Source organism: Planococcus sp. TJ-307 (assembly GCF_058268435.1).
The window spans coordinates 71,065-86,624 of the sequence record NZ_JBZDOJ010000006.1; the positions used below are offsets into that span (position 1 = coordinate 71,065).

14 protein-coding genes, 1 rRNA gene and 1 riboswitch are annotated in these 15,560 nt (G+C 47.1%); all 15 genes read right to left on the bottom strand.

The window, feature by feature from the left end:
• Positions 1 to 6: 6 nt before the first annotated feature.
• Positions 7 to 1,257, bottom strand: coding sequence for a phosphoribosylamine--glycine ligase (gene purD / locus AC4EHK_RS17475; RefSeq protein WP_490980033.1), 1,251 nt, complete (start codon positions 1,255 to 1,257; stop codon positions 7 to 9).
• Between the two features lie 15 nt (positions 1,258 to 1,272).
• A complete protein-coding gene (purH, locus tag AC4EHK_RS17480; protein WP_490980034.1) occupies positions 1,273 to 2,808 on the bottom strand; it encodes a bifunctional phosphoribosylaminoimidazolecarboxamide formyltransferase/IMP cyclohydrolase in 1,536 nt (511 codons plus the stop codon).
• 33 nt (positions 2,809 to 2,841) lie between these two features.
• The gene (gene purN, locus AC4EHK_RS17485) at positions 2,842 to 3,411 is read right to left on the bottom strand and encodes a phosphoribosylglycinamide formyltransferase (protein ID WP_490980035.1); all 570 of its coding nucleotides are present in this window, start codon (positions 3,409 to 3,411) and stop codon (positions 2,842 to 2,844) included.
• Positions 3,404 to 4,462 (bottom strand): phosphoribosylformylglycinamidine cyclo-ligase, encoded by a 1,059-nt coding sequence (gene purM, locus AC4EHK_RS17490; RefSeq protein WP_490980036.1) that lies wholly within the window; start codon positions 4,460 to 4,462, stop codon positions 3,404 to 3,406. Before purM ends, purN begins: the two co-directional genes overlap by 8 nt.
• A 12-nt stretch (positions 4,463 to 4,474) precedes the next feature.
• Positions 4,475 to 5,896 carry an amidophosphoribosyltransferase gene (gene purF, locus AC4EHK_RS17495; RefSeq protein ID WP_490980037.1) on the bottom strand — a complete coding sequence of 474 codons (1,422 nt, stop codon included), beginning with the start codon at positions 5,894 to 5,896 and terminating at the stop codon, positions 4,475 to 4,477.
• Positions 5,872 to 8,097 carry a phosphoribosylformylglycinamidine synthase subunit PurL gene (gene purL, locus AC4EHK_RS17500; RefSeq protein WP_490980038.1) on the bottom strand — a complete coding sequence of 742 codons (2,226 nt, stop codon included), beginning with the start codon at positions 8,095 to 8,097 and terminating at the stop codon, positions 5,872 to 5,874. The genes purF and purL overlap by 25 nt, the downstream gene beginning before the upstream one ends.
• A complete protein-coding gene (gene purQ / locus AC4EHK_RS17505) occupies positions 8,081 to 8,764 on the bottom strand; it encodes a phosphoribosylformylglycinamidine synthase subunit PurQ (protein ID WP_490980039.1) in 684 nt (227 codons plus the stop codon). The genes purL and purQ overlap by 17 nt, the downstream gene beginning before the upstream one ends.
• The gene (gene purS, locus AC4EHK_RS17510) at positions 8,761 to 9,015 is read right to left on the bottom strand and encodes a phosphoribosylformylglycinamidine synthase subunit PurS (protein WP_490980040.1); all 255 of its coding nucleotides are present in this window, start codon (positions 9,013 to 9,015) and stop codon (positions 8,761 to 8,763) included. Before purS ends, purQ begins: the two co-directional genes overlap by 4 nt.
• Positions 9,012 to 9,728, bottom strand: coding sequence for a phosphoribosylaminoimidazolesuccinocarboxamide synthase (gene purC / locus AC4EHK_RS17515; RefSeq protein WP_490980041.1), 717 nt, complete (start codon positions 9,726 to 9,728; stop codon positions 9,012 to 9,014). The genes purS and purC overlap by 4 nt, the downstream gene beginning before the upstream one ends.
• Positions 9,729 to 9,744: 16 nt before the next feature.
• Positions 9,745 to 11,040: an adenylosuccinate lyase gene (gene purB / locus AC4EHK_RS17520; protein ID WP_490980042.1), complete on the bottom strand. Its 1,296-nt coding sequence runs from the start codon at positions 11,038 to 11,040 to the stop codon at positions 9,745 to 9,747.
• Positions 11,041 to 11,056: 16 nt separating this feature from the next.
• Positions 11,057 to 12,181 (bottom strand): 5-(carboxyamino)imidazole ribonucleotide synthase, encoded by a 1,125-nt coding sequence (gene purK / locus AC4EHK_RS17525; RefSeq protein ID WP_490980043.1) that lies wholly within the window; start codon positions 12,179 to 12,181, stop codon positions 11,057 to 11,059.
• The gene (purE, locus tag AC4EHK_RS17530) at positions 12,178 to 12,666 is read right to left on the bottom strand and encodes a 5-(carboxyamino)imidazole ribonucleotide mutase (protein ID WP_490980044.1); all 489 of its coding nucleotides are present in this window, start codon (positions 12,664 to 12,666) and stop codon (positions 12,178 to 12,180) included. Before purE ends, purK begins: the two co-directional genes overlap by 4 nt.
• A gap of 140 nt (positions 12,667 to 12,806) precedes the next feature.
• Positions 12,807 to 12,906, bottom strand: a riboswitch (purine riboswitch).
• An 88-nt stretch (positions 12,907 to 12,994) separates the two neighbouring features.
• Positions 12,995 to 13,180: an NETI motif-containing protein gene (locus AC4EHK_RS17535; RefSeq protein ID WP_490980045.1), complete on the bottom strand. Its 186-nt coding sequence runs from the start codon at positions 13,178 to 13,180 to the stop codon at positions 12,995 to 12,997.
• Positions 13,177 to 13,698, bottom strand: coding sequence for a DUF2179 domain-containing protein (locus AC4EHK_RS17540; protein ID WP_490980051.1), 522 nt, complete (start codon positions 13,696 to 13,698; stop codon positions 13,177 to 13,179). Before AC4EHK_RS17540 ends, AC4EHK_RS17535 begins: the two co-directional genes overlap by 4 nt.
• Positions 13,699 to 15,482: 1,784 nt before the next feature.
• A 5S ribosomal RNA gene (gene rrf, locus AC4EHK_RS17545) occupies positions 15,483 to 15,560 on the bottom strand; the annotation flags it as partial.

Sequence of the window (15,560 nt, forward strand, 5' to 3'; positions counted from 1 at the left end):
ATAAAATTATTTTGCACGCCATCCGATATCGGTGCGGTAGAAAAAGCCGTTCCAATGCAAACTTTCGAGCTGCTCATAGACTTTTTCCTGAGCACTGTGGATAGATGGTCCGCTTGCAGAAACAAGCAGCACACGGCCACCATTGCCGACATAGCTGCCATTCGACAGCTTTGTTCCAGCATGAGTCACTTCAACTCCTGAAAGCTTGGTCAATTCAGGCAAAGGAGCACCTTTTTTCACTGCCTCTGGATAACCATCTGCCGCAATGACCACTCCAAGCATCGCTTGATCGTCCCACTCGAGTGGAGCTTGCTGGCCCTTTAAAACCGTATCGATAAAAACACCAAAATCGGTAGTCATCCGGGGCAACACTACTTGAGTTTCCGGGTCTCCAAAACGTGCGTTGAACTCAATGACTTTAGGGCCTTTTTCTGTCAAAATGACGCCGGTATAGAGAATGCCATTAAATGGTGTTCCTTCCGATGCCATCGCTTGGACAGCCGGCTCCACAATTTTTGTAAAGGTCTCATCAATAATCGCCTGTGGAATTTGTGGGACTGGAGAATAAGCGCCCATGCCACCGGTATTCGGACCACGGTCGCCGTCATATGCACGCTTATGGTCTTGGGAGATAACCATTGGATAAATTTTGCCAGCGTAGACAAAAGACATAAATGAAAATTCTTCGCCATCCAAAAATTCTTCAATGACCACTTTGGATCCCGATCCGCCAAATTTTTGTCCTGCCAGCATATCGTTGACCGCGTTAACCGCATCTTCTTCCGTCAATGCCACCACAACCCCTTTGCCGGCAGCGAGGCCATCAGCCTTGATGACAATAGGCGCACCGTGCTGCCGGATAAAAGCAATTGCTGGAGCAACTTCTGTAAACGTTTCGTAACCTGCGGTCGGAATCTTGTATTTTTCCATCAATTCTTTAGCAAAAGCTTTGCTGCCTTCAATTTGAGCTGCCGCTTTAGATGGTCCAAAAATGCGGAGCCCTTTGGCTTCAAAAAAATCGACGATGCCTTGGGACAATGGCTGTTCAGGACCGACAAAACTGAAGTCCACTCCCTGCTGTTCAGCAAAATCCGCCAAACCGGCAAAGTCCATTTCATCAATCCCGGCTATTTCAGCGTCTTCTCGCATTCCATCATTTCCCGGTGCTGCAAAAACTTTTGTAACGGATGGTGATTTGGCGAACTGACGCACGATGGCGTGTTCCCGCCCTCCTCTTCCAATGACCAGTACTTTCATCTTGCTTCACCTCGATTAATGTTTGAAATGACGGATGCCCGTAAAGACCATGGCAATTCCATATTCGTTCGCTTTGTCGATTGACTCTTGGTCTTTCTTGGAACCGCCTGGCTGGATAATGGCTTTGATACCTGCTTGTGCAGCAGCTTCCACTGTATCGTTCATCGGGAAAAATGCATCTGATGCCATGATAGCGCCTTTTGCCGCCTCACCCGCTTGCTCCAAAGCGATTTTGGCAGATCCCACACGGTTCATCTGCCCTGCTCCGATGCCCAAAGTCATTTCAGAATTGCATACGACAATGGCATTTGATTTAACATGTTTGACGACACTCCACCCCAGTTTAAGTGCAGCTAGTTCATCAGCAGTCGGCTGGCGCTCTGTCGCAACCTGAATGTCTGCATCCTCATACCCGAAAACGTCCGGCTGCTGGATCAACAAGCCGCCTTCAACGGTAACCGTGTTCCATTTGTCTGTAGTTTTGCTGTCGAATGGAATCGTCAAAAGACGGATGTTCTTTTTCTGTGTCAGCAATTCAATCGCTTCATTGGAAAAGGCTGGAGCGATAATGATTTCCAGGAAAATCGTCGCTAATTGCTTGGCAGTTTCTGCATCCACTTCACGGTTCAAGGCGACAATGCCGCCAAAAATTGAGGTCGAGTCGGCTTCATAGGCTTTTGCAAAAGCCTCCGCAATCGTTTCGCCTGTCCCGACGCCGCAAGGGTTCATGTGTTTAACAGCAACAGCTGCCGGCATTTTGAATTCTTTGATGATCTGAAGGGCAGCATTGGCATCCTGGATGTTGTTATACGATAATTCTTTGCCATGCACTTGATTGGCATTGGCAATAGAAAAATCCGATCCGAGCGGGCTGCGGTAGAATGCGGCTTTTTGATGAGGGTTTTCCCCGTAGCGAAGGGTTTGGGACAATTCATACGTAAGCGTTAATTGATCCGGGTATTCTTCGCCCGTCAAGTCAGTCAAGTAATTGGAGATATACGAATCATACGCAGCAGTATGGCGGAAAACTTTCGCAGCCAAACGGCGTCTTGTTTCAGATGTGGTTGCCTTTTCATTATGTAATTCAGCCAATACTGCAGGATAGTCCGCTGCATCGACGATGACCGTGACGTAAGCATGATTTTTTGCAGCAGAACGCAGCATCGTTGGTCCACCAATATCGATGTTTTCAATGGCATCATCTACTGATACATCGGGTTTGGCAATGGTTTCGCGGAATGGATATAAATTGACGCACACAATATCGATTGGTGAAATGCCGTTATCAGCCATCTGGCTTTGGTGTTCGGCATCATCGTGCTTAGCCAATAATCCACCGTGAACAAGCGGGTGCAAGGTTTTTACACGGCCACCCAAAATTTCTGGGAATTTGGTAATTTCATCTACCGCTGTAATAGAGACTCCATTTTCTTCAAGAAACTTCTTGGTGCCCCCAGTTGATAGCAGTTCATAGCCCATCTTTTCCAGTTCCTGTGCAAATTCCAATATCCCTGATTTATCCGATACGCTGAGTAACGCTCTTTTTTTCACAAATAGTCCTCCTAAAGATTAAGACCGGCAGTATTACCGGTCGAATAATTGCTGCAAAGCTGCAGGATATAATTCATGTTCAATCTGATGGATCTGTTGTTCGACTTCTTCGCGTCCGCGTCCCGCAACGGGAAACGACTGCTGTGTAATGATGCTGCCTGTATCCATGCCAGCATCCACATAATGCACGGTGACACCCGCTTCTGCAGCACCTGCTGCCAGCGTCTGGCCAATGGCGTCTTTGCCTGGAAAAGCCGGCAAGACGGACGGATGGATATTGACGATGCGGTTTTCATAAGCGGCCAGCAGAACCGGACCAATCAAGCGCATATAGCCCGCCAATACGATCCACTCCACTCCCTGCTCCAGCAGTTTTTCTTTGAGCATCTGTTCGTAAAGCTGTTTGGATTCAAACTCAGATGGCACAAAAGCAAAAGCAGCTACTTGTGCCTTGCGCGCACGCTCCAAGACAAAGGCTTGCGGTTTATCTGTTACAACAAGCACCAGTTCTGCCTGCAGTTTGCCGCCAGCGATGGCGTCTGCAATGGCTTGGAAATTAGAGCCGTTGCCTGACGCAAAAACAGCGATTTTTGGTTTATTCATTCAGCGTGCCGTCCTGTTCACCTTCGAATTGAACGCCTTCTGTGCTGGAAACGCGGCCAATCTGGAACGCCTGCTCACCGTTTGCTTGCGCCGTTTTCAGGACCTGCTCCGCATCTTCAGGCGCGACAGCCAAGACAAAGCCGATGCCCATATTGAAAACCGAATACAGGTCACGGTCGCCTAATTCACCTTTTTCTTTCAACAAGGTGAATACATCAAGTACCGGCCAGCTGCCAATGGCAATTTCCGCGCCTAAACCGTCCGGCATCATCCGCGGAATGTTTTCAATAAAACCTCCGCCTGTTACATGAGCCATGCCGTGAATCGCCGTTTCATTGCCGATGGCTGCAACCGCCTTAGCGTATATTTTGGTCGGCGTCAACAGAACATCACCAATCGGACCCAGTGCTTCGTAGCCTTCGACTTTTTGGTCGAGCGTCAAATTGTTTTGGTCAAAGATGATGTGGCGCACGAGCGAATAGCCATTGGAATGGATGCCGCTCGAAGCAAGGCCGATCAGAACATCGCCCGCTGCGATTTTTTCTCCGGTGACGATTTTGGATTTTTCCGCAGCACCGACCGCAAAACCGGCGATATCGTATTCGTCCTCTTCGTAAAGACCCGGCATTTCCGCCGTTTCCCCGCCAATCAATGCGGCTCCAGCTTGAACACAGCCGTCCGCAACGCCTTTGACAATTTGTTCAATCTTTTCAGGAACCGCTTTGCCGACTGCGATATAGTCCAGGAAAAACAAAGGTTCAGCACCTTGCGCAACAATGTCATTGACGCACATCGCGACGCAATCGATGCCGATTGTATCGTGGCGGTCTGCCATGAAGGCGAGCTTCAATTTCGTGCCCACGCCATCCGTTCCCGAAACAAGAACCGGTTCTTTCAACTTCAGCTCAGACAAATCGAACATGCCGCCGAAGCCGCCGAACGCACCCAGCATTCCTTTGCGTGCTGTCCGTTCCACATGGGATTTCATGCGGTTAACCGCTTCATAGCCAGCTTCGATATTGACGCCTGCTTTTTCATATGCTTTTGACACACCGGTTCCCCCTTATTTTACCTTTTCTTTTTCATGCGGCAATACTGTATCTGGATAAATATTGGTTGGGTATTCGCCTGTAAAACAAGCCAGGCAATGGCCGCATTTCGAGCCTGGATCGGTCCGTCCAATGTTTTGGACCATGCCGTCCACTGACAGGAAGGTTAGCGAATCTGCACCGATAATTTCACGCATTTCTTCCACTGTATTATTGGCAGCGATCAATTCGCCAGCCGTGCTGATATCAATGCCGTAAAAGCAAGGATTTTTAATGGGCGGTGAACTGATGACCACATGCACTTCCGTTGCCCCTGCTTCTTTCAGCAAGTTGACGATGCGCCGTGAAGTCGTGCCGCGGACGATCGAATCATCCACCATGATAACGCGCTTGCCTTTGACCACTTGGCGGACTGGCGACAGTTTCATCTTGACGCCCTGTTCGCGAAGGTCCTGGGAAGGCTGGATAAAGGTGCGTCCCACATAGCGGTTTTTGATCAATCCCAATTCATACGGAATGCCGCTTTGTTCTGAGTAGCCGATTGCTGCCGAAATACTGGAATCCGGAACGCCGGTTACCACATCTGCCTCAATCTGCACTTCTTTTGCTAACTGCACACCAAGCCGTTTTCTTGCTGTATGAACGTTGATGCCATCGATATCCGAGTCTGGACGGGAAAAATAGACGTACTCCATGGTGCAGATCGAACGCTCTTCCGGATAAGCAAACCGTTCGGCACGCATGCCGTCTTTTGTGACAATCAGAAATTCACCCGGTTCAACCGAACGGACAAATTCCGCTCCAACAATATCAAACGCACAGGTTTCCGACGCTGTTACCCACGCATCTCCGAGTCTGCCAAGAGAAAGCGGACGCAAGCCGTTCGGATCCAAAGCAATATACATCGCTTCTTCGGTCAAGATGACGCAGGCAAATGCCCCTTTCAATAAAGACAAAGCATTTTTCGCTTTCTCTTCAAACGTTGCATAGCCGCTTCTTTTAATCAAATGTGCCAGCACTTCTGTATCAGAAGTCGTTTGAAAAATGCTTCCTTGGCGTTCCAAATGGCCTTTTAGCTGTGTCGCATTAACCAAATTGCCGTTATGGGAAATTGCCAAACTGCCAGTAGTTGAATTAAAGAGCAGGGGCTGGACATTTTCAATGCCGCTGCCTCCTGCTGTTGCATAACGCACGTGGCCAATAGCTGCGTGCCCCGCAATATTCTCTATTTTTTCAGGCGTGAACACTTCACTGACCATGCCTTCGCCTTTTAATGCACGAAGCGCGTCTCCGTCTGTTGATACAATTCCTGCGCCTTCTTGGCCTCGGTGCTGCAGCGCGTGCAGTCCGTAATAGGTCAGTTGAGTCGCATTGGGATGGCCCCATATTCCGAAGACACCGCATTCTTCATTTAAGCTTCTGATTTCAGCAAGCATGGGATAGCTCCTTTCCAAGCTGAGCGAAGCGTTGCGACTGAATCGTTGACCCAAGCCGGACCGTCTTCACCGTTGATTACTAAGTTGTCTCCCGTGACTTGGCCGATTTTCTTGGCGTCTGATACAAGCTGTTCAAATTGTGCTGCTTTCTCCGGGCTAACCGTTACAACAAAGCGAGATTGCGATTCGCTGAACAAAGCCGTTGTCGCGGACCCAGACAATGTAACGTCCATTCCCAACCCGTTGCCGAATGTTTTTTCGGCCAATGCCACGGCAACGCCGCCTTCTGCTACGTCATGCGCTGATGCGATGAGGCCTTGCTGGATAGCTGAAAGAATTTCCTGTTGGCGTTTTGCTTCTACGGTCAAATCGATGGCTGGCGCTTTGCCGAAAATGCGTCCTTCGACCATTTTCTGCAGTTCGCTGCCGCCGAATTCCGTAAAGCTTTCCCCGATCAAATACACCAGGTCGCCTTGTTTCTTGGCATCTTGTGTCGTAACGTGCGACAGGTCTTCAACAAGACCGACCATGCCGATTGTCGGCGTCGGGTAAATGGCGGTGCCGTTGGTTTCATTGTATAACGAGACGTTTCCGCCGATAACTGGAGAATCCAGGATGGTACAAGCTTCAGACATGCCGTCTGCCGCTTTTTCAAGCTGCCAGAAAATCTCTGGTTTTTCCGGATTGCCGAAGTTCAGGCAATCGGTGATGGCAAGAGGCTTTGCACCAGAAACAACCACATTGCGTGCTGCTTCCGCCACTGCGATTTTGCCGCCTATTTCCGGATCCAGGTAAATATAGCGCGAGTTGCAATCTGTTGTCATGGCAAGGCCTTTGTTGGTGCCGCGGACGCGGACAATTGCTGCATCCGATCCTGGGCTGACTACAGTACTTGTGCGCACTTGGTGATCGTATTGATCGTAGACCCATTCTTTTGAAGCGATAGTCGGCTGCTTCAATAAAGCCGTCAAGGTTTCGGTGTAATCCGAGATTTTTGGTTCAACATTGTCCAACTGCTGGAACTCTGTATAGTAGGCAGGGACTGCTGATGGCTTGTGGTAAACAGGTGCATCTTCTGCCAGTGCATCAACCGGCACTTCTGCGACAATTTCCCCTTTATGCTTCAAACGAAGCGTCGAATCGTCTGTCACAGTGCCGACAGTTACTGCGTCCAGTCCATATTTCTCAAACAGTTCAACAATTTCAGGTTCACGTCCTGCTTGGACCACGATAAGCATGCGCTCCTGGGATTCAGACAACATCATTTCGTAAGCCGTCATGCCAGTTTCACGCTGCGGAATATGGTCGAGATCCATTTCGATGCCTGATCCGGCTTTTGAAGCCATTTCAGCTGAAGATGAAGTCAATCCGGCCGCACCCATGTCCTGAATACCGATCAACGCATCCGATTTGATTAATTCCAGGCAAGCTTCCAATAACAACTTCTCCATAAATGGATCGCCTACTTGTACAGCTGGGCGGTTTTTATCAGAGCCGTCGGTCAATTCCTCTGAAGCGAAGGTTGCTCCGTGGATGCCGTCGCGCCCGGTTTTAGCGCCGACGTACATAACGGGATTGCCAGTGCCTTTTGCAATGCCTTTTTGGATATCTTCATGATTGATCAACCCGACGCACATGGCATTGACCAATGGGTTGCCGTCATAGCATTCATCAAACTGGACTTCGCCGCCGACTGTTGGAATGCCGATGCAGTTTCCGTAACCTGCAATTCCTGCAACCACTTCTTCAAATAGGTATTTTACTCGTGGAGTCGTCAATTCACCAAAACGCAGTGAGTTTAGCAATGCAATCGGACGTGCACCCATCGAGAAAACATCGCGGATAATTCCGCCAACGCCAGTAGCAGCGCCTTGGTAAGGTTCGATAGCTGAAGGGTGGTTATGCGACTCCATCTTGAACACGACCGCTTGTCCGTCGCCAATGTCTACAATTCCAGCGCCTTCGCCTGGCCCCTGAAGGACGCGTTCCCCTTTGGTCGGAAACTTAGCCAAGACCGGTTTTGAATTTTTATAAGAACAGTGTTCAGACCACATGACCGAAAACAACCCGGTTTCTGTGTAGTTTGGAGTTCTTCCTAAAATCTCTTCGACCATTGCGAATTCTGCATCCGATAAGCCCATTTGCTGATAAATTTTCTGTTCTTTTATCTGAGCAGCATTTGGTTCAAGCATGACTGACATGTGCTTCCCTCCACTGTTTTACGATTGATCTGAATAAAGCCAATCCATCTTTGCCGCCGATCAAGTCGGACACCGCGCGTTCTGGATGCGGCATCATGCCAAGCACGTTTCCGCGCTCGTTGATGATGCCTGCGATATTGTTTCGGCTGCCATTAAAATCATCTGCATACGTAAAGACGATTTGATTGTTTTCCTTGAGGTGGGTGTATGTTGCATCGTCGCAGAAATAATTGCCTTCTCCGTGAGCGATTGGAATTTGGATTTCCTGGCCCTGCGCGTATTCGTTGGTGAACAACGTATTATTGTTCTCGACTTTCAACCCAACGTTACGGCACATGAACTTCAAGTTTTTGTTCCGCAAAAGAACGCCTGGCAATAGTCCAGCCTCCGTTAAGATTTGGAAGCCATTGCAAATTCCAAGAACCGGTTTTCCTGCTTCTGCTGCTTTTCTCACTTCGTCCATGACCCCTGAAAACTGGGCAATCGCGCCGCAGCGCAAGTAATCGCCGTAAGAAAATCCGCCTGGCAGCAAAATGCCGTCGTAGCTGCTCAAATCTTTCGAGTCATGCCATACGTATTCTGCTTCTTCACCTAGTTCGTCCTTGACCGCGTGGTACATATCCAAGTCACAATTGGAGCCGGGGAAAACAATCACTGCGAATTTCATTGCGAGACAACCTCCTCAATTTCGTACCGGTAATCTTCAATTACCGTGTTTGCTAACAGTCGATGGCAAAGCTCGTTGACCAATGCATCCACATCCCGTTCGCTGTCTGCGATAACCAATTCCAAGTATTTGCCGATTCGTACGTCTTCCACTTCACCATAGCCCATTTTATGAAGAGAGCCCATAACTGCAGAACCTTGTGGGTCCAATACACTTTCACGTAATGTTACATAGATTTTCACTTTTTTCATGAGTGTTGTCCTCCTAGACGAGTTAAAATGAGTTCGTACGCTTCAGTCAAGTTCCCTAGATTGCGGCGGAATACGTCTTTATCGAGCTTTTGTTTTGTTTCCATATCCCAAAGCCGGCACGTATCCGGCGAAATCTCGTCTGCCAACAGAATGTTGCCGTCCGTGTCGCGGCCAAATTCGATCTTGAAATCCACCAGATCGACCCCAACTTCTTTGAAAAAGCCGATGAGGATGCTATTGATTTCACGCGCCTTTTGCTTGAGCTCTGCTACTTCTTCTGCAGTTGCCAAGTTCAGCATGTCGACGTGCTCATCAGTGATCAATGGATCGCCTAATTCATCATCTTTCAAATAAAACTCCACTACCGGCCGGCTGATAGCCACACCTTCTTCAATCCCGAGGCGTTTGGCCATGCTGCCGGCTGTAATGTTGCGGACCACGACTTCCAATGGAATGATGCTGACGCTCTGCACCAATTGTTCATGGTCAGACAATTGCTTGATGAAGTGAGAAGCAATGCCCGCTTCCTGCAATTTCGTGAAAATCAGTGACGTGATTTTATTGTTCAAAATGCCTTTGCCGGTAATTTCCTCTTTCTTTTCACCGTTGAAGGCCGTAGCTGAATCTTTATATTCCACCCACAAAATTCCCTGTTCGTCCGTTGCATACAAGCGTTTTGCTTTTCCTTCGTACAATAACTGACCTTTTTCCATTTTTAAAAGCCCCCGTTTAGTTTAGTCCAAGTCGATCGAAAATCATGTCCACTTGCTGCAGGTGATGGTTGTAATCGAAACAGTCATCCAATTCTTCTTTAGATAACTTAGAAGTGATCGTTTCATTTGCTTCCACGATTTTGCGGAAATGCGTCTGGTTTTCCCACGCTTCCATTGCACACGGCTGAACTGTGTCATATGCCGCTTCACGGGCCATCCCTTTATCGATCAAAGCCAATAGCACACGCTGCGAATAAATCAGGCCAAGCGTTGAATCCATATTGCGTTTCATATTATCAGGGAATACTGTCAAGTTTTTGACGATATTGCCAAAACGGTTCAACATGTAATTCAGCGCAATGGTTGCATCCGGCAAAATCACGCGCTCAGCAGATGAATGCGAAATATCGCGTTCGTGCCAAAGGGCAACGTTTTCGTAAGCTGTCAGCATGTAGCCGCGAATCAGACGGGCAAGCCCTGTCATATTTTCAGAACCGATTGGGTTGCGTTTATGCGGCATTGCAGAAGAGCCTTTTTGACCTTTGGCAAAAAATTCTTCCACTTCACGTGTTTCGGATTTTTGCAGTCCGCGGATTTCTGTAGCGAATTTTTCAATGGATGAACCGATCAATGCAAGAACGCTTAAATACTGTGCATGGCGGTCGCGCTGCAAGGTTTGTGTGGAAATTGGCGATGCTGCAAGTCCCAGCTCTTTGCAGACATAAGCTTCCACAAACGGATCGATGTTGGCGTAAGTTCCAACTGCACCGGACATTTTTCCGGTTTCAATGGAAGCCGCCGCTGCTTCAAAACGTTCCAAGTTGCGTTTCATTTCCTCATGCCACAACGCAAGCTTCAAACCGAAAGTCGTCGGTTCTGCATGGACACCGTGTGTACGGCCCATCATGACCGTCATTTTGTGTTCTTTCGCTTTGTTCGCGAGAATTTCAATGAAGTTCGTTAAATCTTTACGGATAATAACGTTAGCTTGCTTTAACAAGTATGAAAGCGCTGTGTCCACCACATCTGTTGAGGTTAAGCCGTAATGAACCCATTTGCGTTCTTCGCCCAATGTTTCTGATACCGCTCTAGTGAAAGCTACCACATCGTGGCGGGTTTCTTCTTCGATTTCCAAAATGCGGTCTACTGAAAAAGAAGCGCCCTTGCGGATTTTTGCCACGTCTTCTTTAGGAATATCGCCGATTTCAGCCCAAGCTTCACATGCCAGAATTTCAACTTCCAGCCAAGCATTGTATTTGTTTTCATCTGTCCATATTGCGCCCATTTCAGGCCGTGTGTAGCGTGCGATCATTAGTAAGTTCCTCCAATTATTCCGGCCAGATGCCGGATGCGTCTATTTCACTCAAAGTTGCCTCTAAGTCTTCCGTTAATATCGTAACATGTCCCATCTTCCGTTTCTGCTTCGCTTCGTCTTTTCCGTATAAATGAATTGACCAATTCGGAAATTGTGCGATTTTCGAAGTGAGCGGAGCAACATGTTCGCCCAGTATGTTGACCATTACCGCGTCTGACCACAGCTTCGGCTGTCGCAGCGGCCATCCGCAAACGGCACGGACATGCTGATGAAACTGCGAGATGTTTGTGGCTTCGATTGAGTAATGTCCGGAGTTATGCGGACGCGGAGCCAGCTCATTAACGATGATGCCGCCATTTTCCAAGACAAACATTTCAACCGCCAGCGTGCCAATCATATTTAAATGTGCTGCAATTTTTTCAGCTGCTTGCTGTGCTTGAACGAGCGTTTCTTTACCGATTCGAGCCGGTACAATCGTTTCATGCAAAATATGATCTTTGTGAATATTTTCCCCGATGGGCAAAATAGCTGTTTCTCCATGGACATTGCGCTGAATGATTACTGAAATTTCTTTCGTGAATTTCACAAAAGCTTCTGCCACACATTCACCATTTTCAAAAAGCGGTTCTGCCAAATGCAGTTCATCTATAGAAGCAACCGTTTGCTGTCCTTTGCCGTCATATCCGCCGCGTGCCGTTTTGACAACGAAAGGAAGGGGCAGCCCACTGCTTTTTTCTTTAAGTTCGTTAAATGTAGCAGCCGTTATGTAGTCAGCCACCGTTGCACCAGCCTCTGAAATGGCTTGCTTCTCAAAAATCCGATCCTGTGTCACACGAATCAATTCGGCTCCTTGTGGCACATAGGCGATTTCTGCGAGCTTCGTCAATCCCTCAACATCGATGTTTTCAAACTCATACGTGATGACATCGCTCACTTCTGCCAATTCTTCCAGCGCATGCTGATCATTGAAAGGAGCAACAATTTGGATGTCTGCCACTTGACCTGTTGGCGAATCCATTCCCGGATCAAGCACGGCAATTTTGAATCCGGCTTCTTTTGCTGCCAAAGCCATCATGCGTCCTAACTGTCCACCACCGATAATCCCAATGGTTTGGCCCGGCAAAATGGTTTTTGTCATATCAAGTCACCTGAACTTTCTATAACGGCAGCCGCTGTCCGGTCCCGTCTGTCCTGTAATGCTTGTGCCGCTGCTTCATCGACTGTCCCCAGTATTTGCGCTGCCAGCAGGCCTGCATTCACTGCGCCTGCTTTGCCAATGGCCACAGTCGCCACTGGAACACCGCCTGGCATCTGAACGATGGATAACAAGGAATCCAAGCCGTTTAACGCTTTGGATTGAATAGGTACACCGATAACCGGCAATGTGGTCTTTGCTGCTACCATGCCCGGCAAATGCGCGGCTCCGCCTGCTCCCGCAACGATGACATGAAGTCCTCGCTCACGTGCCTGTTCGGCATAGCTGAACATCAAATCCGGTGTCCGATGTGCTGAAACCACTTTCTTTTCATAGGCCAATCCCAATTCATCCAATACATCACACGCATGTTTCATTGTTTCCCAATCACTCGTACTTCCCATAATGATGCCAATTCGCGGATTCATCGATTACACTCTCCTTTAAAAAATAAAAAGCCCTTAAGTAAACTGCTCACATAACGTGAAAAGCAGTTTACTTAAGGACTGTAAATGAAACGAATTCATGGATGATGGCGCAGAAAAGCCCATCCTTCGTTTTACGACCCACTTAAGTTGCTTTCCCGCATAGTCCAGACATTACGGTGTCCTGGTAGAGACGCAGAAGCCAATTCTTCTGCATATATGGGGTATCCTTGTTTATCATAACAAGCTCTTTAAAGTCCGTCAATGATAAAGTCGAACAATAGGGTATTCATATTTTCAATCGTTCGGTTTTAAAAGGGATATTTTGTTATTATTCCAGTTTAGTCCCTTTAAATTTAACAATTTGCCTGATCGGCACCGGCTGTCCATTTATTTCTTCAAATAAAGGCTCTTCTTTTCGGCCAACCGCTGCATAGCCCTGTTCTTTCATTCGCTCCAAGCATTGGGAGATGGATTCATGTTCCTCAACTTCGAACCATGTGGTATTTTTACTCATTTAAACAAATTGCCCCTTTTCACTGTCTTTACCCAAAATCCGCCATGGATCGTTTTGGGTTCATACGCGATGATAAAAGCCTTTGGATCAATTTCCTGGATGGCCTTGTACAATTTCATTTCCATTTTTCGGGGAGTCAAAATTTGCATCGACTGCCGCCCGCCATCGCGGCCATTGGCATTCCAATCCGTAACGCCGTAGCCTCTTTCCCGAAGCTGCTTCGGCAAATATTCCCCAGCCTCACTGGTGATGACATTTACTGTAATGTAACCTAAAGCCATCTTCTCTTCAATTTTGGAACCAATGATAACGCCAGACCCGTATCCTAATGCATAAGCAATAAGGTTTTGGATTTGGTCAAGATTATCAAGAACCAATCCAAGTCCTACTATATAGATGACGACTTCCACCATACTGACAACGGCAGCCAAATAGCGATAGCCTTTTAATGTCATAATCATCCGCACGGTAAAAAATGTTACGTAAACGATATTGATCGAAAATATGATCAATACCATAAGCCACGGATTCACATCCAATCTCTACACCCTTTCAATCTTTCAGTTTCCTACAAGAATTAGTTTTCATATTAGGGGAAATTTCAAAAGAATGCAAGAACGAAAAACTTGAAAAGTCTTACTGCGTATGGAAATCTATTCAATTATCCAAATTTCTTTAATAGATTTTGAACCAGTTTACAGACGGGAGAATTATTTTATACATCGAATCAATAAAAAAAGTGGATGAACTTCTTTGAAAAATAGCGTTTATCCCATAGTGAATAGTTTTGTGCAAGTTAAATTTTCAATCACACTATTTAACCCAATTGAGCCGCATAAGAGCAAACAAGAAATGAGCATGAACCGAAGAATACTCCTTTAACATTTAGCTTATATACATACCCGCCCTAAGCTAGTTGCTGATTAATAGGAAGTTTATCTATTCCTTTCTTAGAATCGAAAAATGAAGAGGAGGATAAAGCTGGCGAAGAGAAACATAAATGACAAAGTTCTAACGGCAACAAGTAAAGCTTGTTGAAAAAGGGCATCACACATCCATTTCGCTTCAGCCGGATGCATTCCACGGGCACGGTTTCTGCCGCTTCCCTCGCTCTGCTCAGTCTAGTGGCTCTAGCTCGTGTCGCTCTGTCGCTTTGCTCCGCCGCTGTTCCCGTAGGAGTCGCTGCCTTCCGCTGCATTCAAAAAGTGAGTCTTTACTAAGTGGGTTGGAGAAGCGTCCGTTCGACTCTAGCGAGAAAGCGAGACGGCCGAGACCCCGCAGGGAACAGCGTGACTGAGGAGGCTTGGACGCGAGCCCGCGGAAAGCGAACGGTAAGCTTCGGAAACCCACGGCTTGTTATCAGTTTCTCGACAGTCTGGACTTGTTCATATCTGATCCGGCTTTAAGCCGGATCAGATATGAACAAGTAGGGAGTAATTCTATCCGAAGGAACCGCACGTTTTATACGTGGTTGGTTCAGCTAATTACCTCTCACTAGTCTCAACTGCGCTGCTACAAAGGAATCTTAGTTATCCAACGCTGTATGAAGTCTGATAAACTTACTTCACTCAAGATCTGAAGCGCAGAGAGATTACTTCTGCTGGAGTAGTTGAAACAATAGCTACGAGAAAGCTTATCGGCCATCTGGAGTGTTGAATTCAGTGTAAACACAAAAAATATATTATTCATTCTATCAGGATTTCAACTATTCCTATGTACAGGTTTATGATGCTTGCCATGGACTCGCATTCATACCTTTTCAGTCGTTTCTCTCTCCATAGACTCTCAGCCACCTCCGTTTCCGAAGTTGGTGTAAGGACACTTCTCTAAATTACTGCATAACTGCTTTGTTGCATGTAGCAGAAGACGACGACTAAGTGAAAGAGTAAAGCGGAAGAGCTATACGAGCTGATACCACTGGACTGAGAGAAGTAAGGTAAGTCGAAAACACGCATTTTGAACGTCTGATTTCTTCTTTTTCTCGTTATACTTCAAACTGAGACTTAACTACTAATAAGAACACATCCACTTGCAACAAAATGGCAGTGCAGCGACTTTTTCAATAAGTTGAATTTCCCATCCCGCTTGTTGTCGGATCGGAGATCTCAAAGATCAGCAGCATTTGAGTTTTGACCATATGGACTGGCTGGTTAAAGCACTAAGATATAAGCTATTTTGCGGCATTATAAAAAGGTGAATTCCCATAAGTTTAGCGCTTCAGCCATCTTTTTATAACCGGAGATGTTTTGTCATACAAAAAAAGCCGTTACCGGAATCGGTAACGACTTGTTTGTCTTGAAATGCCCAGCGACGTCTTACTCTCACAGGGGGAGACCCCCAACTACCATCAGCGCAAAAGAGCTTAACTGCCGTGTTCGGG

What these genes read in the sequence shown, in the direction of transcription:
- purD (WP_490980033.1), bottom strand. Translation starts at nt 1,257, where the DNA reads ATGAAAGTACTGGTCATTGGAAGAGGAGGGCGGGAACACGCCATCGTG.
- purN (WP_490980035.1), bottom strand. Translation starts at nt 3,411, where the DNA reads ATGAATAAACCAAAAATCGCTGTTTTTGCGTCAGGCAACGGCTCTAAT.
- purF (WP_490980037.1), bottom strand. Translation starts at nt 5,896, where the DNA reads ATGCTTGCTGAAATCAGAAGCTTAAATGAAGAATGCGGTGTCTTCGGA.
- purL (WP_490980038.1), bottom strand. Translation starts at nt 8,097, where the DNA reads ATGTCAGTCATGCTTGAACCAAATGCTGCTCAGATAAAAGAACAGAAA.
- purQ (WP_490980039.1), bottom strand. Translation starts at nt 8,764, where the DNA reads ATGAAATTCGCAGTGATTGTTTTCCCCGGCTCCAATTGTGACTTGGAT.
- purS (WP_490980040.1), bottom strand. Translation starts at nt 9,015, where the DNA reads ATGAAAAAAGTGAAAATCTATGTAACATTACGTGAAAGTGTATTGGAC.
- purC (WP_490980041.1), bottom strand. Translation starts at nt 9,728, where the DNA reads ATGGAAAAAGGTCAGTTATTGTACGAAGGAAAAGCAAAACGCTTGTAT.
- purB (WP_490980042.1), bottom strand. Translation starts at nt 11,040, where the DNA reads ATGATCGCACGCTACACACGGCCTGAAATGGGCGCAATATGGACAGAT.
- purK (WP_490980043.1), bottom strand. Translation starts at nt 12,181, where the DNA reads ATGACAAAAACCATTTTGCCGGGCCAAACCATTGGGATTATCGGTGGT.
- purE (WP_490980044.1), bottom strand. Translation starts at nt 12,666, where the DNA reads ATGAATCCGCGAATTGGCATCATTATGGGAAGTACGAGTGATTGGGAA.
- AC4EHK_RS17535 (WP_490980045.1), bottom strand. Translation starts at nt 13,180, where the DNA reads ATGAGTAAAAATACCACATGGTTCGAAGTTGAGGAACATGAATCCATC.
- AC4EHK_RS17540 (WP_490980051.1), bottom strand. Translation starts at nt 13,698, where the DNA reads ATGGTATTGATCATATTTTCGATCAATATCGTTTACGTAACATTTTTT.